General features: G+C 60.3%; 17 protein-coding genes and 4 pseudogenes. 16 read left to right on the top strand and 5 right to left on the bottom strand.

The genetic code is table 11. From position 1 onward, the window contains the following. Window positions 1-497 precede the first annotated feature (497 nt). The 4 genes and pseudogenes from rhtA to AACY36_RS19110 all read left to right on the top strand — a co-directional run. Window positions 498-1,385 carry a threonine/homoserine exporter RhtA gene (gene rhtA, locus AACY36_RS19125; protein ID WP_339414599.1) on the top strand — a complete coding sequence of 296 codons (888 nt, stop codon included), beginning with the start codon at window positions 498-500 and terminating at the stop codon, window positions 1,383-1,385. A 164-nt stretch (window positions 1,386-1,549) separates the two neighbouring features. Then, the gene (locus AACY36_RS19120) at window positions 1,550-1,831 is read left to right on the top strand and encodes a hypothetical protein (RefSeq protein ID WP_049709138.1); all 282 of its coding nucleotides are present in this window, start codon (window positions 1,550-1,552) and stop codon (window positions 1,829-1,831) included. Between the two features lie 110 nt (window positions 1,832-1,941). Continuing rightward, window positions 1,942-2,055 (top strand): annotated as a pseudogene (locus AACY36_RS19115) (glucose 1-dehydrogenase); the annotation flags it as partial. After that, window positions 2,031-2,258 (top strand): annotated as a pseudogene (locus tag AACY36_RS19110) (DsbA family protein); the annotation flags it as partial. The pseudogenes AACY36_RS19115 and AACY36_RS19110, both read left to right, overlap by 25 nt. 51 nt (window positions 2,259-2,309) lie before the next feature. Here the strand turns inward: AACY36_RS19110 and AACY36_RS19105 are convergent. From AACY36_RS19105 to AACY36_RS19095, 3 genes are all read right to left on the bottom strand, one after another. Continuing rightward, window positions 2,310-4,118, bottom strand: a complete 1,809-nt coding sequence (locus AACY36_RS19105; RefSeq protein ID WP_339414600.1) for an aminopeptidase P family protein — start codon at window positions 4,116-4,118, stop codon at window positions 2,310-2,312. A 49-nt stretch (window positions 4,119-4,167) separates the two neighbouring features. Further along, entirely contained in the window at window positions 4,168-5,328 is a 1,161-nt protein-coding gene (locus AACY36_RS19100) for a cysteine desulfurase family protein (RefSeq protein ID WP_339427806.1), read from the bottom strand. A 233-nt stretch (window positions 5,329-5,561) separates the two neighbouring features. Further along, window positions 5,562-5,831: a hypothetical protein gene (locus AACY36_RS19095; protein WP_339414603.1), complete on the bottom strand. Its 270-nt coding sequence runs from the start codon at window positions 5,829-5,831 to the stop codon at window positions 5,562-5,564. A gap of 383 nt (window positions 5,832-6,214) precedes the next feature. On the opposite strand from AACY36_RS19095, the pseudogene AACY36_RS19090 reads away from it, so the two are divergent. The 3 genes and pseudogenes from AACY36_RS19090 to AACY36_RS19080 form a co-directional block, all read left to right on the top strand. Continuing rightward, window positions 6,215-6,556, top strand: a pseudogene (locus AACY36_RS19090) (NAD(P)H-dependent oxidoreductase); the annotation flags it as partial. Window positions 6,557-6,715: 159 nt separating this feature from the next. Continuing rightward, a pseudogene (locus AACY36_RS19085) lies at window positions 6,716-6,935 on the top strand (acyl-CoA dehydrogenase family protein); the annotation flags it as partial. 11 nt (window positions 6,936-6,946) lie between these two features. After that, entirely contained in the window at window positions 6,947-8,050 is a 1,104-nt protein-coding gene (locus AACY36_RS19080; protein ID WP_339414604.1) for a sigma-54 interaction domain-containing protein, read from the top strand. Here the strand turns inward: AACY36_RS19080 and AACY36_RS19075 are convergent. After that, a complete protein-coding gene (locus tag AACY36_RS19075) occupies window positions 8,039-8,404 on the bottom strand; it encodes an antibiotic biosynthesis monooxygenase (protein WP_339414605.1) in 366 nt (121 codons plus the stop codon). The genes AACY36_RS19080 and AACY36_RS19075 overlap by 12 nt on opposite strands. Before the next feature lie 101 nt (window positions 8,405-8,505). Between AACY36_RS19075 and soxR the strand changes: the two genes are divergently transcribed. The 9 genes from soxR (at window position 8,506) to AACY36_RS19030 (ending at window position 15,352) form a co-directional block, all read left to right on the top strand. Beyond that, complete coding sequence (gene soxR, locus AACY36_RS19070) at window positions 8,506-8,955, top strand: redox-sensitive transcriptional activator SoxR (RefSeq protein ID WP_339414607.1); 450 nt, start codon at window positions 8,506-8,508, stop codon at window positions 8,953-8,955. Between the two features lie 228 nt (window positions 8,956-9,183). Next, complete coding sequence (locus AACY36_RS19065; protein WP_339414608.1) at window positions 9,184-10,386, top strand: PepSY-associated TM helix domain-containing protein; 1,203 nt, start codon at window positions 9,184-9,186, stop codon at window positions 10,384-10,386. After that, on the top strand, window positions 10,383-10,919 hold the full coding sequence (locus AACY36_RS19060) for a thiamine pyrophosphate-binding protein (RefSeq protein WP_339414609.1): 537 nt from the start codon (window positions 10,383-10,385) through the stop codon (window positions 10,917-10,919). Before AACY36_RS19065 ends, AACY36_RS19060 begins: the two co-directional genes overlap by 4 nt. After that, the gene (locus tag AACY36_RS19055; protein ID WP_370467889.1) at window positions 10,916-11,245 is read left to right on the top strand and encodes a hypothetical protein; all 330 of its coding nucleotides are present in this window, start codon (window positions 10,916-10,918) and stop codon (window positions 11,243-11,245) included. Before AACY36_RS19060 ends, AACY36_RS19055 begins: the two co-directional genes overlap by 4 nt. Next, window positions 11,242-11,802: a DUF6162 family protein gene (locus AACY36_RS19050; protein ID WP_339414611.1), complete on the top strand. Its 561-nt coding sequence runs from the start codon at window positions 11,242-11,244 to the stop codon at window positions 11,800-11,802. The genes AACY36_RS19055 and AACY36_RS19050 overlap by 4 nt, the downstream gene beginning before the upstream one ends. A gap of 19 nt (window positions 11,803-11,821) precedes the next feature. Further along, window positions 11,822-12,754, top strand: a complete 933-nt coding sequence (locus AACY36_RS19045; RefSeq protein ID WP_339414612.1) for a metal ABC transporter substrate-binding protein — start codon at window positions 11,822-11,824, stop codon at window positions 12,752-12,754. Continuing rightward, the gene (locus AACY36_RS19040; protein WP_339414613.1) at window positions 12,751-13,497 is read left to right on the top strand and encodes a metal ABC transporter ATP-binding protein; all 747 of its coding nucleotides are present in this window, start codon (window positions 12,751-12,753) and stop codon (window positions 13,495-13,497) included. Before AACY36_RS19045 ends, AACY36_RS19040 begins: the two co-directional genes overlap by 4 nt. Beyond that, the gene (locus AACY36_RS19035; protein ID WP_339414614.1) at window positions 13,494-14,393 is read left to right on the top strand and encodes a metal ABC transporter permease; all 900 of its coding nucleotides are present in this window, start codon (window positions 13,494-13,496) and stop codon (window positions 14,391-14,393) included. Before AACY36_RS19040 ends, AACY36_RS19035 begins: the two co-directional genes overlap by 4 nt. Continuing rightward, window positions 14,393-15,352, top strand: coding sequence for a metal ABC transporter solute-binding protein, Zn/Mn family (locus AACY36_RS19030; protein ID WP_339427805.1), 960 nt, complete (start codon window positions 14,393-14,395; stop codon window positions 15,350-15,352). The genes AACY36_RS19035 and AACY36_RS19030 overlap by 1 nt, the downstream gene beginning before the upstream one ends. Before the next feature lie 65 nt (window positions 15,353-15,417). Here the strand turns inward: AACY36_RS19030 and AACY36_RS19025 are convergent, their stop codons facing one another. Further along, on the bottom strand, window positions 15,418-16,131 hold the full coding sequence (locus tag AACY36_RS19025; RefSeq protein ID WP_339414616.1) for a UTRA domain-containing protein: 714 nt from the start codon (window positions 16,129-16,131) through the stop codon (window positions 15,418-15,420). Between the last annotated feature and the right edge of the window lie 186 nt (window positions 16,132-16,317).

Below are 16,317 nucleotides of genomic sequence, written 5' to 3'. Positions count from 1 at the left end.
TCTACAGCAGCCTCATTTGCTGTCAAGTGATTATTTTCAGAAGTTTTCGAAGAATTCTTCAACAACTTCAACCACTTGCGCTTCCGATCTCTCGTTAGCGGGAGGCGAATTCTACAGCGTTACACGCCGCTGTCAACACCTCTTTTTCTCCGCTTTCGACCGAGAGGATCGAAACGTTAATAGAGCCAAACAACACCGCCCTACCAACTCCTTCTGGGCTTCGATTAACTGAAGCAACTCGCCGTCGAATTTCGCATAACTCTTTGTTTACCAAGTAGTTTTCCGTTTCGACTGCGCCGGAAGTGGGGCGAATTATAGACTTCCAGAATCTGCCGTCAACCCTTAATTTGGTTTTTCTATCAAAGAGGCTGAAAAACTCAAAACCCGCAGTCTGTAAGTTGCCTGCCAGGATAATTGAGCAATATATTGCTCAACCTCCGACAGTTAAGCATCATAGCGCCGACGCCTCTCTTAATATGACCTCGGACGTACACCCAATGAATACCTCCACCCGCAGCCTGGCCTCGACATTGTTCCCTGTTGGCCTGTTGTTGATCGCCATGGCTTCCATACAGTCCGGCGCCTCGCTGGCCAAGAGCATGTTCCCTATCGTCGGCGCACAAGGCACTACGACCCTGCGTCTGATTTTCGCCAGTGTGATCATGCTACTTCTATTGCGTCCTTGGCGCGCCAAACTGACGGCCAAATCCCTGCGCACGGTGATCGTCTACGGAATGGCACTCGGCGGCATGAACTTCCTCTTCTATATGTCCTTGCGCAGCGTGCCCCTGGGTATTGCCGTTGCCCTGGAATTCACCGGGCCGCTTGCCGTGGCGATCTACGCCTCACGTCGAGCGGTGGATTTTCTGTGGATAGCTCTCGCGATCACCGGCCTGCTTCTATTAATCCCAATCGGTGACGCCAGCAGCGGCATCGACTTGTTAGGCGCAGGCTACGCCTTGGGAGCTGGGGTCTGCTGGGCGCTCTACATTCTGTATGGCCAGAAAGCCGGCAATGACAACGGCGTACAAACCGCCGCCCTCGGCGTGATGATTGCCGCATTGTTTGTCGCACCGATCGGCATCGTCCATGCAGGCAGCGCGTTACTGACTCCCGCACTGATCCCGGTCGCCATCGGTGTCGCTATCCTGTCCACCGCCCTGCCCTACACCCTGGAAATGGTCGCACTGACGCGCCTCCCCGCCCGCACCTTCGGCACCCTCATGAGCATCGAACCGGCGTTTGGCGCGCTCTCTGGCCTGTTCTTCCTGAACGAGCACCTGTCCTTGGCGCAGTGGCTGGCAATTACTTGCATCATTCTGGCCTCCGTAGGTGCCACGGTAACGATGCGCAGCGAGTCAAAGCCATTGGTTCCGGCGGATTGAAACCTGTTTGAATGTAGCTCTGGCATTTAGCGCGCATTTAGGCCATGTTTAAGCCGTAAACGAATGTCTTTCATGGAGAATTTCGACAAGGACTGTGCCAACGCGACACCCGAGAGCAAGTAGAGCAAGCTTCACTCTTTGCGAGGCGGCTATTAAGGATAGGAATGAAGCGAATTTTGATACTGTTAATGGTCATGGCCATTGCTGGCTGCGCCGCGACCACCAAGACAGAAGTAAAACGTGGCAAAAAAGGGCTGCATATCAACTGTTCCGGCCTGTCTTCTTCCTGGGACCAGTGCTACACCAGTGCTACCAACGCCTGCGGCGCCAAGGGCTACCGGGTAATCGCAAAGTCCGGTGACAATTCCGAGGAGCCAGGGGACTACCCCTTCGGCCTCAACCCTGCCGGCTACACCAGCCGCAGCATGATCGTCATCTGTAAGTAATCGCTTGAGCAGTCACCTCCTGGCTGCTCACATCTAATTCCCGGCACAAACCGACCCTTTACACAGCTGCGTCTAAACGCCTGCTCGACATTCGAGCCAAGGGAGTTCCCATGACGCACAACAAGAAAATCGTCTTAGTAGTAGGCGCCGGTGATGCAACCGGTGGCGCCATTGCCAAACGCTTCGCCCGCGAAGGCTACGTTGCCTGCGTGACCCCGAGGTCGTGGCTGCCGTGCTTGCCGAGCACGGTTTCGATCCAGAAAAGGTCCTGGCCCAGGCAAACGACGAAGCTGTAAAGGCTGCCCTCAAGGACAACACCGAACAGGCCGTTAAGCGCGGCGTGTTCGGTGCACCCAGCATGTTCGTAGGCAGCCAGTTGTTCTTCGGTCAGGACCGTTTGGAGTTTGTGCGCGAAGCCCTGAGTTAGATGTCGACAATATAGCCGGCGCCCTGATCAAGGCGCCGGAACGGCAAGTGATCAGATAGCCGCCGTACGCACCCGCAGCCATTCAAGCGCCGCGCCACTGAGCAATAGGCTTAAGCGCTCACGCACTTCGGCGTGGTAAGCGTTGAACCACTCACGCTCGTCCGCCGTCAGCATCGACGGTTCCAGACAGCGCGTGTCGATCGGGCACAAGGTCAGGGTTTCAAACTTGAGGAATTCGCCGAACTCGGTCTTGCCCGCTTCGCGGTTCAACACCAGGTTCTCGATACGCACGCCCCAACGTCCCGGACGGTAAGTGCCCGGCTCAATTGAGGTGATCATCCCCGGCTGCATCGCCGTTTGCGGAGCAGTCGCAGCCTGGTAGGCAATCACTTGCGGACCTTCATGCACGTTGAGGAAATAGCCTACACCGTGCCCGGTACCGTGGCCGTAGTCCACGCCTTCGGCCCAGATCGGCGCGCGGGCAATGGCGTCCAGCAGCGGTGACAAGATGCCTTTTGGGAAATGCGCACGGGACAACGCAATCACACCTTTGAGCACACGGGTGCAGTCACGTCTCTGCTCTTCACTCGGCGTACCGATAGGCACCATTCGGGTGATATCCGTGGTGCCACCCAGGTACTGGCCACCCGAATCAATCAGCAACAGGCCATCGCCTTCGATCAGCGCGTGCTCCTCTTCAGTGGCGTGGTAGTGCGGCATCGCACCGTTGGCATTGTACGCGGCGATGGTGTTGAAACTCAGCGACACATAACCCGGGCGACGGGTGCGCGCAGCGGTCAGGTGTTCGTCGATGGTCAGTTCGGTAATGCGCTCACGGCCCAGCGCACTGTCCAGCCAGGCGAAGAATTCGCACAAGGCCGCGCCGTCCTGCTCCATGGCTTGGCGGATGTGCTCCGCGTCGGCCAGGCTCTTGCGGGATTTGGCCAATGTGGTCGGGTTGAGTCCTTCGACCAGCTTGACACCGGCATCAAGGTTTTCCAGCAAGCCGGCGGTGACGCGCGCTGGGTCGACCTGCAAACTGGCGCCCGCCGGCACCGCGCGCAACGCCTCTACCACTTCGCTGTAATCACGCAGTGTCACGCCATCCTGCTCCAGCACTGCCCGCAACTCGGCATCGACTTTGCTCAGTGCCACAAACAGCGTGGCCTGCTGTTGATTGATCAACGCAAAGGACACAAACACCGGATTGAACGAAACATCACCGCCGCGCAAATTGAACAGCCAAGCAATGTCATCCAGGGTGGCGATGAAGTGCCAGTCGACGCCCTTCTCTTTTAAGCTAGCGCGCAGTGCCGCGAGTTTTTCGCCACGGCTGACGGTGGCTTGCGGTGGAAGGTGTTGATAGATCGGTTGGTTCGGCAGCGCCGGGCGGTCTTTCCAGACCTCACTCAGCAGGTCGATATCAGTACGCAGCTGTGCACCGCGCTCCGCCAATTTTCCGCCCAGGGTACGTGCCGAGGCCACGGCCATCACCGCACCATCCACCGCCACCACACCACCTTCCGGCGTTTGCTCGGCCAACCACTCCAGCGGGCCAGGTTGGCCCGGTTGCAGCTTCACCAATTCGATGCCGCTGCCCTTGAGTTCCTTGGTGGCCTGCTCCCAGTAACGGCTGTCGGCCCACACACCGGCGAAATCCGCAGTGACAATCAGTGTTCCCACCGAGCCATGAAACCCCGATAACCATTGCCGCCCCTGCCAGTAACCCGGCAAGTACTCGGACAAGTGTGGGTCGGCCGACGGCACCAGCAAGGCATGAATGCCCTCGCGGCTCATCAGTTCACGGGTATGCGCCAGGCGCTGGGTAACCGTTCCATGGGTCAAAGGCTGCGTACTCATTGTGTCTCCTGCTAACCACGAATAATTATTATGTGTTGCGATAGATGAATCAGACCGCCCAGAACGCCGGCTCGCAGGCCAGGGCAGCCTTGATCAATTGCACCGCCTGGTCGATATCCTGCTCGGTGGTAAACCGGCCCAGGCTCAAGCGAATGGTACGGCCAGCACTGCGAGCATCATGGCCCAGCGCCAACAACACATGGGACGGTGCATTGCTCGCCGAATTGCAGGCCGAGGTCGCAGAAAACGCGATCCCCGCACTCAGCGCAGCGGAGTTGAATTCGCCTTCACTGAACGTGAGGCTCAGGGTGTGGGGAATACGTTGTGTAGCGCTGCCATTCAGGCGCACGCCCGCCACCGATGCCAACTGATCCAGCAAGCGCTGGCGCAAGGCGACGATTACTGCTTTTTCCTCTGAAAAAGACGCCGCCGCCAGGGCGAACGCAGTGCCCATGCCGGCGATCTGGTGGGTTGCCAGGGTGCCGGAGCGCAGGCCACCTTCGTGCCCACCGCCGTGAATCTGCGCCAAGACTTTCTGCTGCGCCCGCGGCCCGACATATAAAGCGCCGATACCTTTGGGGCCATACAGCTTGTGGGCGGAAAACGACATCAGGTCCACCGGCCACTGCGACAGGTCGATCGCCACCTTACCCGCGCCTTGCGCCGCATCCACATGCAAGAGCGCGCCATGCTCACGCACGCGAGCGCCGATGGCCGGGATATCGTTGAGGGTGCCCAGTTCGTTATTGACCAGCATCAGCGACACGAGGAAGGTGTCTTCGCGCAACGCTTCGCTGACCGCTTCGGCACTGATCAACCCATCCGCGTCCGGCACCAGGTAGGTCACGGCCACGCCGGCTTCCTGCAACTGCCGTGCGGTATCCAGCGTGGCCTTGTGTTCGATCTGGCTGGTGATGATATGCCCGCCCGCCACACCCCGCGCCTGGGCCACGCCCTTGATCGCCAGGTTGTTGGACTCAGTGGCGCCAGAGGTCCAGACGATCTGCTCGGAATTGGCACCGACCAGTTCGGCCACTTGGCGACGCGCCTGTTCAACCGTTTGCCGGGCCGCTTGGCCGAACGCATGGGAACTGGACGCAGGGTTACCGAAGTTGGCATTGAAGCCCAGACACTCGACCATCACCTGGATGACTCGCTCATCTACCGGGGTAGTGGCGGCGTAGTCGAAATACAACGGACGTTTATTCATGACGTTAAAAACTCGCAGAGCAGGTTCCCGAGAGCAGCGTCTCAGGGGCACCGACCGGAACAGAGGTCGTCAGGTTTAACCGATCGGATGCCATTAAAGAAGGACCACTTTATGAAAATGTGCGTAGGAAGGCTCCTGAAATTCAGCTTAACAGGCTGAAGTCGAGCCATGGCAAACAAAAAGCCCGAGGTTCCTTAAAGGAAGCCTCGGGCTTTTTGTCGCTGAGCGCAGGTTCAACTGGGACGACCATGCAGGGTCACGCTGCGTTCGGCGTTCATTTCACCCTGGCGATCAAAGCCGAAAGGTTTCTTTGGTTGACCGATCAGTGCGGCGCGCTGCTGTTGATACTCATCAAACGACAAACCACGACGGCTCAACGCTTCCAGGGACAACTCTTTGGTTTCTTCCGCTGTGTAAGGGCGCAATTCCGGCGAAGGATGGGTCGCACATCCGGCGAGGACAGAGCTGCCAATCAATAAGCAAACAGCGAGGAATCGGTTCATGGCGGTGGCCCTGCAGAGGAGGTTTCGAGTCAATGAACACAGGCTACTCCCGCCCTCGCACGGTGAAAAATCACCTCCCGTGATAGTTGCTATCAACCGCCAAGGCACCTCTGATAACGATGCCTTCATATTTCTTTATGATCTATAAATATGGAAATACATTCATTTACTGAATAAACGTAACCCTCTATAAATGTCGCTACGCCTCATCAGCACTGTTGCCCAGGCAACAGCCGTTCAACAAATCACCCGTCAGACAACAGCAGCATTTTCAGCAGTGAGCCTGCAACCCACGCCAATCAGGGGCTGAACCCGTTGGTGCAGTTCTTGCTCAACCGGTGTACTCCACCTGCGACAAACCACTGTTGAAAAAGGAACTGTTCATGACCCGTCCCCTGAATGTCGTTGCCCTCTGCGGCGGAACCTGGCGCCCGTCTCGTACCCTCGTGCTGACTCAAGCCTTACTGGCTGAACTGGCCACCTTGCTGCCGATCCAGAGCACCCTGATCGAAATGGGTGACATTGCGCGGCCGTTGGGCGGTGCGCTGTCGCGTGATGAACTGACCGCTGAAGTCGAATCCCAACTGTTGGCCATCGAACAAGCCGAGCGGCTGATCGTCGCCGCGCCGGTCTATCGCGGTTCGTACCCAGGCTTGCTCAAGCACCTGTTTGATCTGGTCGGCCTCAACGCCTTGATCAACACACCGGTATTGCTGGCTGCCACGGCATGTGATCGTGCACGAGAGCGAAGAGGACGCCTGGAAAGCCGCCGACAAGTTGATCGAGCCCATCAGCGACGAAGGCCTGAGTGCAATGAAGGCTAAATAGACATTGAGGAACACCGTGTGATAGCCAAACCCCACAGCGTCCTGCCTTCCCCTTTGCACACCGCCAAAGTAGCCGGCCCCCCCCCAGGGCCTGGAACTCTGCAGCCGCCTGTTCAAAGTTACCGGCGCGCGCTCCACCCATGCTTCGCTGCGCCTGGACCGTCACTTGCGCACCCTGCGCACGCAAACCCTGCACGACCTGGTGGACTACAAGCTCCATGAACTGGGGGATTGGGCATTGAACCAGTCCCTGCCGATTCCAACGTTCTATTCCTAAGAGAGGTGCCCATGCAGCTTTTGACCTTACCGCCCTCGCCCGCCCTTGCGACGTCGATCCGCGCCACGGCACAGGTCTTCGAAGACCCGAAATCCCAGGCGCTGCTCGACCACATCCAGCAAGTGGCGCCCAGCGAAGCCAGCGTGCTGATCATCGGCGAGACCGGCACCGGTAAAGAGTTGGTGGCGCGTCACATCCATAACCTCAGCGCGCGGCGTAACCGGCCGTTCGTGGCGGTGAACTGTGGGGCGTTCTCCGAATCTTTGGTGGAAGCCGAACTGTTCGGCCATGAAAAAGGCGCCTTTACCGGCGCCCTCAGTGCCAAGGCAGGCTGGTTTGAGGAGGCCGACGGCGGCACCTTGTTCCTCGATGAGATCGGCGATTTGCCGATGGCGATCCAAGTCAAGCTGCTGCGCGTCCTACAAGAGCGCGAAGTGGTTCGCCTGGGTTCGCGCAAGAGCATTGCGATTGATGTGCGGGTGCTTGCCGCGACCAACGTGCAACTGGAAAAAGCCATCAACGCCGGGCATTTCCGCGAAGACCTCTACTACCGTCTCGACGTGGTCAGCCTGGAACTCAGCCCGCTGCGTGACCGTCCTGGCGATATCCTGCCGCTCACCCGGCACTTCATCGAAGCCTACAGCCAGCGCCTTGGCTATGGCCCGATCACCATCAGCCGCGAAGCCGAGCACAAACTCAAAAGCTACAGCTGGCCGGGCAATATCCGCGAACTGGAGAACGTGATTCACCACACCCTGTTGATCTGCCACAACGGCCTGATCGAACGCGACGATTTGCGCCTGTCGAACCTGCGCATCGAGCGCCAGGACGACAGCCAGCACGGCACCGACAACAGCGCCGAAGCATTGCTGGCGCGTGCCTTCCAGAAACTGTTCGAAGAACAGGCCGGGGCCCTGCATGAAAAGGTTGAAGACGCCCTGCTCCGCGCCGCCTACCGTTTCAGCCATTACAACCAGGTGCACACCGCCCATCTGTTGGGCCTGAGCCGCAACGTCACGCGCAGCCGCTTGATCAAGATCGGCGAGTTGGCGGTCAACAAACGCCGCCCCGGCGAGAACGTGCAAGGCGAGCGCATGCTGCACTTATCCATTTAGGCGGCAGTGCAGCGCGTTGTCATGGCTGCGCTCAAAACTGCTCAGCACCTGGAACGAACCAAAGGTCACGGCGGTTGCCTGGTGGGCGCGAATCAGCGTCCAGAAATCTTCCTCACCGTGCTCAAAGCACTTGAATGCCGCCTCGCCGTCTTCACGCGTACGCCATTGCAGATAATTCAACACCCGCCGCCCATCAGCGCTGACCTGCACGCTTGCGTTGATAAAACCGCCATGGCCTTGGGCCAGACGCTCACTCTGGGTGCTCAAGGCTGCCACCAGGGCGAATTGTTTCTGGGGCTCGATCTGAAACTCGATCAACTGAGTGAAACTGCGATTTTTCTCTGATACCTGCATGAACACTCCCCTTTCTCTGTAGGCAGAATCTTGTGATTCGATGCCACGCAGGGTAAAACCTCTAGTTAAGTCAAGGTCAAGCGGTGTTTGGGGGTTTTTGCATGATGACTAAAGAACTCACCGTCGGCCAGTTGGCGGCGCGCAGCGGTGTGGCCGTCACGGCCCTGCACTTCTACGAGGCCAAGGGGCTGATCAAGAGCAATCGCACCGAGGGCAACCAACGCCGTTATCCACGGGATGTGTTGCGGCGCGTGGTGGTGATCAAGATCGCCCAGCGCCTGGGGATTCCGCTGGCAACCATTGGTGACGCGTTGCAAACCTTGCCGGATGGACGCACGCCCAACGCTCAGGATTGGGAGCGGTTGTCGGCGCTGTGGCGGGAGGACCTGGATGAGCGCATCAATAAGCTGATGCTACTGCGGGACAAACTCAGTGGTTGTATTGGCTGTGGGTGCCTGTCGATGGAAGCGTGCCCGTTGCGTAATCGGGATGATCAGCTCGGTGAGCGCGGGCCGGGGGCGCAGCTGCTGGAGCCCACCACACAACGCTGAAGTGATAACCCAGCGTTCACATTTGGATAGAGGTGTGTCAGGGGTTGGCTTGCAGGTGCAGGCGTTCGAACGGCTGAATTTGAACCTGAAACATTTTCTTTCATATCTGGCTTAGGGATTTCTCATTCTCATCCGTCTTAACTTAGATACAGCCTGTCGCGTCAGCAAAAGCTACGACCGGCCTTTTCTGGGCCTTTACTGCCCCTTCCGATCAAGACCCTCATTCACATGTCGAAGAAGTCACGCTCCAAACTCTGGTTTCTCGTGCATAGCTGGCTGGCATTGCCCATCTGGTTTTTTGTACTGATCGTCTGCGTCACCGGCACCCTGGCGGTGGTCAGCCAGGAGATCGTCTGGCTGGCCAACCCGGATATCCGTGCGAGCAAGCCGACGGACGACGCCGAGCCACTGAGCTACGACCAAGTGATCGCCGCGATCAAGCGCGAAGAGCCCCAGGTGTTCGTCCAGTCGATCAGCCGGCCCGACGAATCCCATTTCGCCCTCAGCGTCGACCTCAGCTACCCCGACGGGCGTTCCGTGGAGGTTTACGTCAACCCTTACACCGGAGCGATCCAGGGCATCAGCCCGTCCTTCAACTTTCAGCAATTCACACGCGCCCTGCACGGCTGGTGGCTGGTGCCGTTTACCAATGGCTACAGCTGGGGCTGGTATTTGGTGTCGGCGCTCGGCATCCCGCTGCTGGCGTCGCTGGTCACCGGATTGGTGGTGTACAAGAAGTTCTGGAAGGGTTTCCTGCGCCCGACCCTGCGCGTGCGCCATGGCGCGCGGATATTCTGGGGGGATTTCCACCGCTTGAGCGGTATCTGGTCAATCTGGTTTATCGCAGTGATTTCTGTCACCGGTATCTGGTTCTTGATCCGGGCGATCCTGGGCGACAACCAGATTTCGATTTCCACTGAACCCGTCATCCCAGTGATCGCCCGGGAGAAAGTGCCGATGTCGGCGCCAGGCGTGCCAGCGCCGATGATCCCGGTAGACGAGGCGATCAAGATCGCCACCCAGCGTATTCCTGGCCTGGAGCCGAGTTTCATCAGCCTGCCGCTCAATGCCTACAGCCACCTGCAGATTGGCGGGCGGGGCTGGTACCCACTGATGTTCCAGACCGCGCAAATCAACCCGTATGACGGCGAAGTCGCTGCGGCGCATTTGCTGTCCGACCGTTCAAAGCTGGAGTTCGTCACCGAATCCATGCGCCCGCTGCACACCGGCGACTTTGGCGGGCTGTGGATCAAACTGATCTGGGCGTTCTTCGGCCTTGTCATGAGCATGATGGTGTTGAGCGGCCTGCTGATCTGGACCAAGCGCACCGCCCTGGCCACCCTCAATGCGCTCAAGCGTGAAGCCAAGGCCCCGCGCAAGCCTGTTTCCATCCCGGCAAGGCAGGCTGAAACCTCGCAGGCCCAAACATGAGCAAGGTCGCTACCGCAAAGCCATCGCCGCTGCGAGCCTTCTGGCTGAAATGGCGTTTCCACATCAATGTGCTGTTGTTGCTCGTGCCCCTGGGCTTCATGCCCAAGTACTTCGCCGACGCGGCGCTGTTTCGCGGCGACACCGGCATCGGCGAGCGCGTGGCCGGTGAAGTGCAGGTCGGGCCCTGGAGCCTGACCCTCGCCGAATTTCGTAATGAAGGCCCGCGCCCAGACCCGGCCGGCCCGATGAAGTTTTTCAACGCTGCCCTGTGCGCCACCTGCGCCGACCAGGTCAAGGCCACCTACCTGCGTATCGGTAAGCCGCGCAGCCTGCGGGCCGCCGGGGTGATCTTCTTCGGTACGCCGTACCGCATGGGCGCTGCCCTGCCGATCCCGGAACGCACACCAGCCGACGCCGAACTGTGGGTCACCATGGAAGGCTGGGACGGGGCTATGCACCAGGGCTCCATCCCGTTGAACCAGGCCTCGCCTGCCACCATTGCCTGGCTGAACAAGCAAGGAGTTAAACCATGACTTTGATGCGCCTGACCCGCGCCTGTGCCGTCCTATTGGCGTGCGCCGGTTTCAGTACCGTCACCCTGGCCCACAACCCGATGTGCGAGTGCAAGGAAATTCCCGGCGAGCAGGTCCAGTGCAAAGGCGGTTTCTCTGACGGTAGCGGCGCGCCCGGCGTGACCCTGGACGTGATCGGCTATGACGAAACCATCCTGGTGCCCGGCAAGCTTGGCGAAGACTCGACCCTGACTTTCAAGAAGCCGTCCGCCGAGTTCTATGTGCTGTTTGATGCAGGCCCGGGCCACGTGGTGGAAATCGACCAAGCGGATATCCAGCCGCAATGAGTACCACACAGGTTGTACGCCCCGCCGGTGCCGGTCACGAAACCCTCTACGTGCTGCTGTTGTGCCTGATCATCCTTGCGGTGGCCGGCACGGTGGTGGCCCTGCACGGTGAAACCCAGGAAGTCGCGGCCGTGCCCAGCCACCAGTTGGACGCCCGTCGCGACCTGAGCGCCGCCGAGCAAGGCATCTACGCCGACCTGCGAGTGACCCTGGATGAGATCCAGCTGTTGCAGCAGGAGCAAAGCGCGCTTCCCACACCGGCGCATCTGGCCGAAGAAGGCTTCGCGCCGTTTGCCCAGGACGCCAGCTCGGTCAGCCGTGGCGATCATCGCTGGCAGTTGCTGGAACCCTCGGCCTACCTGGGGTTGAGCCAAGTGCCCGGCACCAGCGGCTCGCTGCTCATGCGCGTGCACGGTGCCGAACCGGATATCTGGCTCAACCGGCAAGCCAACCTCGCCGCCCCTTCCGACCTCACTGACCAGGCGCTGATCGCGGCCGGCTGGCAGCAGGTGGTCGCGCAATTCGATGCCGGCGTCACACGCCAGCACCGTCACTGAACGAGAAGACCGATTGCCCATGTCTATTTCATCTCCCCTGTTGCGCCTGTTGCTGGTTGGCCTGTTCAGCCTGATGCTCGCCCCCCTGGCCAATGCACTCTCTAACCCAGAGCCGGCTAAACGCCTGCGTATCGGCATCACGCTTCACCCTTACTACAGCTATGTGGCCAATATCGTCGGCGACAAGGCCCAGGTGGTGCCGCTGATTCCGGCCGGTTTCAACCCGCATGCCTACGAGCCGCGCGCCGAGGACATCAAGCGCATCGGCACCCTGGACGTGATCGTGCTCAACGGCGTCGGCCATGATGATTTCGCCGACCGCATGATCGCCACCAGCGAGCGCCCGGATATTCCCGTGATCGAAGCCAACGCCAATGTGCCGCTGCTGGCCGCCACCGGGAACGCTGCGCGCGGTGCGGGCAAGGTGGTCAACCCGCACACCTTCCTGTCGATCAGCGCATCGATTGCCCAGGTCAACAACATCGCCCGCGAGCTGGGCAAGCTCGACCCGGACAACGCCAAGACCTACACCCAGAACGCCCGCGCCTACGGCAAGCGCCTGCGCCAGATGCGCGCCGATGCCCTGGCCAAGTTGACCAGCGCGCCCAACCCGGACCTGCGCGTGGCCACCGTGCACGCGGCCTACGACTACCTGCTGCGCGAATTCGGCCTGGAAGTCACCGCCGTGGTCGAACCGGCCCACGGCATTGAGCCAAGCCCCAGCCAGTTGAAGAAAACCATTGATGAACTACGCGCCCTGGACGTGAAGGTAATCTTCTCGGAGATGGACTTCCCGTCCACCTACGTCGACACCATCCAGCGTGAGTCCGGGGTCAAGCTGTACCCGCTGTCGCATATTTCCTACGGCGAATACAGCGCTGAAAAGTACGAAGTGGAAATGACCGGCAACCTCAACACCGTGGTCCGCGCAATCCAGGAGTCCGGGTCATGACCGCGGCGCAGCAACTGAATGCGGTCAGCGTCGGTCCGACGCTGGCGTTCGACAAGGTGTCACTGACCCTGGGTCGCACCGTGATCCTTGATGACGTGAGTTTTCAGGTACAGCCGGGCAGCATCCATGCGCTGGTCGGCCCCAACGGCGGTGGCAAAAGCTCGCTGATCAAGACCCTGCTGGGGCAAACGCCGCATCAGGGACGGCTGAGTCTGCATTGGCCGACCACGCCCGGCACCATCGGTTATGTGCCTCAGGCCCTGGAGTTCGACCGTGGTTTGCCGATGACCGTTGATGATTTCATGGCGGCCATGTGTCAACGGCGCCCTGCATTTCTTGGCCTGTCAAAACATTACGCCGGCGCGATGGGTGATGCGCTCGAGCGCGTTGGCATGCAGGACAAACGCAAGCGGCGCATGGGTGCCCTGTCCGGCGGTGAACGCCAGCGCGTGTTGTTGGCCCAGGGATTGATACCGGCGCCGCAACTGCTGGTACTGGATGAACCGATGTCGGCGCTCGACGAAGCCGGAATCCAAGTGTTCGAACGCCTACTGAGTGACTGGCGTCTGGCAGGGATCACCGTGCTGTGGATCGAGCATGACCTGGAAGCCGTGGGCCGCCTGGCCGACCGCGTCACAGGCCTGAACCGCCGCGTGCTGTTCGACGCCACGCCCAACGAGGCGCTGACCCCGGATCGCCTGCTGACCCTGTTCTCCACCCACCCTCGGAGCCCGGCGCAATGAGTTATGAAGCCTTTCGCTTGATGGTCCAGGGCTGGGCCTCTTCCGGTTATCTGCCGGAGGCGCTGGCCTACGGGTTTGTGGTCAACGCACTGCTCGCCGGTCTGTTGATCGGCCCAGTGCTGGGTGGTTTGGGCACGCTGGTGGTGGTCAAGCGCTTCGCGTTTTTCTCCGAAGCGGTCGGCCATGCCGCGCTGACCGGCGTGGCCGTGGGCATTCTGCTGGGCGAACCCTACACCGGACCCTATGGCAGCCTGTTCGGCTACTGCCTGCTGTTCGGCATTCTGCTCAACTACCTGCGCAACCGAACCGGCCTGGCGCCGGACACCTTGATCGGTGTGTTTCTGTCGGTGTCACTGGCATTGGGTGCGAGCCTGTTGCTGATCCTGGCCGGCAAGATCAACGTGCATATTCTGGAGAACGTGCTGTTCGGCTCGGTGCTGACGGTCAATGGCAATGACTTGCTGGTGCTGGCGATTGTCGGCTCGTTGGTGATGGCCCTGGCCTTGCCGCTGTACAACCGCATCATGCTGGCCAGCTTTAACCCGCAACTGGCGGCAGTGCGCGGGGTGGCGGTGAAGACCCTGGATTACTTGTTCGTGATTCTGGTGACACTGATCACCGTCGCGGCGGTGAAGGTCATCGGCGCGATCCTGGTAGGCGCGCTGTTGGTGATTCCGGCCGCAGCGGCGCGCCTGCTGAGCCAGTCGCTCAAGGGGTTCTTCTGGGTCTCGGTGGTGATCGCCACCGTCAGCACACTGTGCGGGATCCTGCTGCCGATCATCTTCGACCTGCCGATCCCATCCGGCGCCGCGATCATTCTGGTTGCCGGTATCGCCTTCGCCCTGGCCGCCATCGCGCGCGGCACGGTGCCCAGCCTCAAGGGGAATTTTGGATAATGCGTCCTGTCTTTCGTCCATTGGCCCTGGCCATCGCTTATTTGATTAGCACTTCGGCACTGGCTGTCGACGGTGCAGAACCCAAGACCCTCAAAATCCATCCCGGACTGGGTCACGCCGCACTGAGCAAGGCCAAGTCTGTACAACCGGTGAAGGTCCTTGCCTCGCTGCCGATCACCTACGGCCTGGCCGAGGTGCTGCTCAAAGGCACCAATGTACAGTTGGAGCGCGCCGCCCCGGCCAACCTGCCGGGTTCGCGGCAGGTGTCCTACTTCACCGGTCGTGGCGCGCCGGCATTGAGCGCGTTGGCGCTGGACGCCGACGCCACTATTGGCCTGCGCTCGCTGTGGGCCGATGACCCGCTGTACCCAGTGGCGCGCCGCAGCAATATCCGCATCGTCGAAGTCGACGCCGCCCGCCCGGTGGACGGCGGCTTGCCGGGCATCGCCGTGCAGCCTGGCGTCACCGATGGTTTGAACAGCCAGCCATGGCAGTCGAGTAACAATATGGGACGCATGGCCGATGTATTGGCCGCGGACCTGAGCCGCCTGGCCCCCGACGCCAAGCCGACGATCGACGCCAACCTTGCCGCCCTCAAGCAGCGCCTGCTCAAACTCAGCGCCGACAGCGAAGCGCGGCTGGCCAAGGCGGATAACCTCAGCGTGGTCAGCCTTAGCGACCACTTTGCGTATCTGGTCAGCAGTTTGAACCTGGAAGTGCTCAGCACCGATGCCCGGCCAGACGCCGACTGGACGCCTGAGGCGTTGCAGAAACTCAGCGCCGAGTTGAAGGACAACGATGTCGCGGTGGTGCTGCATCATCGTCAGCCGAGTGAAGCGGTGAGGGCCGCTGTTGCGGCGGGGGGAGCGGGATTGTTGGTACTGAATGTCGACGGTGCAGAGCCGGTGACGGAGTTGGAGACCAATGTGGATCAGGTGATCACGGCACTCACCCCCTGACGACCCACCGATCGGTCATGCCTGGCACGGTTCAACTGTGGTGTGTCATTCAGCACGGTGCGCGGCTACACAACATCCACGCCGACGTGGATGGCATCATGCCGCCAGAACTCCAGGTCGCAGTCGATCAGCCTATGGTGCTGGTCATAATTGACCCGGGCTATCCGCAAGCCCGGGCTGCCGACCGACACGCGCAACGCAGCGGCAGCCTCTACCGGCAGTGACGTCGGCACGATCTCGAAACGCACCCGACCATAGTGCAAGTCGTACTTGCGCGCATACAGTTCGGTCATCGACAGGTTCAGGTCGCAGTCCAGAATGCCCGGAAAATACTTCGGGTTCAGGTAGTGCTCCACATACAACACCAAACGCCCATCAATCCGCCGGCCCCGGCAGATCTGGATCACGCGGGACAACGCCGGCAACTGCAACCACGCACACACCGCCGCCGACGCCGGTTGCATCCGTGCAGAGATCACTTCAGTGGATGCCACTCGCCCCTGGTCACCGACCATGGCGTGAAAGTGGCTGCGCTGCATCAGGTTGTAGGCCAGCCGTGGCGGCGAGACAAACCAGCCGCGACGTTCCTCACGATAGATCTGCCCTTGGGCCTCCAGTTGTAACAAGGCTTCCCGCACGGTAATCCGGGTGGTACCAAACAACTCGCTGAGCTTGCGTTCGGCGGGCAGTTTGCTTGCAGGCGGCAGCAGGCCATGGTCGATCTGCTCTTGCAGCGCCAGGCCGATGGATGTCACCGCCTTGATTGCCTCATCACGCATCAACGTTACCTATCTGGACTAGACCAGCACCGATCAGGTGCGCAAACCGCTTCGTAATTGGGCTTGCGCTGCTGCCTGCCAGCCTAGGCATTACAGATGACCGACAGATGACAGTCCGCGTCGATCCCGCGCAGCACACCCTGCAATACATCGGCCAAGTCCAACCGTAGCGGGCACTTGGACGTG

It is taken from the genome of Pseudomonas sp. EA_15y_Pfl1_P101, from assembly GCF_963970835.1.
Taxonomy (GTDB): domain Bacteria; phylum Pseudomonadota; class Gammaproteobacteria; order Pseudomonadales; family Pseudomonadaceae; genus Aquipseudomonas; species Aquipseudomonas tritici.
The sequence above is the reverse complement of the archived record's forward strand: the minus strand, read 5'-3'. Positions and strand labels throughout refer to the sequence as shown.

Bases quoted from the DNA above. Each gene is read 5' to 3' on its own strand.
- AACY36_RS19120 (WP_049709138.1), top strand. From the start codon at position 1,550: ATGAAGCGAATTTTGATACTGTTAATGGTCATGGCCATTGCTGGCTGC.
- soxR (WP_339414607.1), top strand. From the start codon at position 8,506: ATGATGACTAAAGAACTCACCGTCGGCCAGTTGGCGGCGCGCAGCGGT.
- AACY36_RS19065 (WP_339414608.1), top strand. From the start codon at position 9,184: ATGTCGAAGAAGTCACGCTCCAAACTCTGGTTTCTCGTGCATAGCTGG.
- AACY36_RS19055 (WP_370467889.1), top strand. From the start codon at position 10,916: ATGACTTTGATGCGCCTGACCCGCGCCTGTGCCGTCCTATTGGCGTGC.
- AACY36_RS19100 (WP_339427806.1), bottom strand. From the start codon at position 5,328: ATGAATAAACGTCCGTTGTATTTCGACTACGCCGCCACTACCCCGGTA.
- AACY36_RS19075 (WP_339414605.1), bottom strand. From the start codon at position 8,404: ATGCAGGTATCAGAGAAAAATCGCAGTTTCACTCAGTTGATCGAGTTT.
- AACY36_RS19025 (WP_339414616.1), bottom strand. From the start codon at position 16,131: ATGCGTGATGAGGCAATCAAGGCGGTGACATCCATCGGCCTGGCGCTG.
- AACY36_RS19060 (WP_339414609.1), top strand. From the start codon at position 10,383: ATGAGCAAGGTCGCTACCGCAAAGCCATCGCCGCTGCGAGCCTTCTGG.
- AACY36_RS19040 (WP_339414613.1), top strand. From the start codon at position 12,751: ATGACCGCGGCGCAGCAACTGAATGCGGTCAGCGTCGGTCCGACGCTG.
- AACY36_RS19030 (WP_339427805.1), top strand. From the start codon at position 14,393: ATGCGTCCTGTCTTTCGTCCATTGGCCCTGGCCATCGCTTATTTGATT.
- AACY36_RS19080 (WP_339414604.1), top strand. From the start codon at position 6,947: ATGCAGCTTTTGACCTTACCGCCCTCGCCCGCCCTTGCGACGTCGATC.
- AACY36_RS19035 (WP_339414614.1), top strand. From the start codon at position 13,494: ATGAGTTATGAAGCCTTTCGCTTGATGGTCCAGGGCTGGGCCTCTTCC.
- AACY36_RS19045 (WP_339414612.1), top strand. From the start codon at position 11,822: ATGTCTATTTCATCTCCCCTGTTGCGCCTGTTGCTGGTTGGCCTGTTC.
- AACY36_RS19050 (WP_339414611.1), top strand. From the start codon at position 11,242: ATGAGTACCACACAGGTTGTACGCCCCGCCGGTGCCGGTCACGAAACC.
- AACY36_RS19095 (WP_339414603.1), bottom strand. From the start codon at position 5,831: ATGAACCGATTCCTCGCTGTTTGCTTATTGATTGGCAGCTCTGTCCTC.
- AACY36_RS19105 (WP_339414600.1), bottom strand. From the start codon at position 4,118: ATGAGTACGCAGCCTTTGACCCATGGAACGGTTACCCAGCGCCTGGCG.
- rhtA (WP_339414599.1), top strand. From the start codon at position 498: ATGAATACCTCCACCCGCAGCCTGGCCTCGACATTGTTCCCTGTTGGC.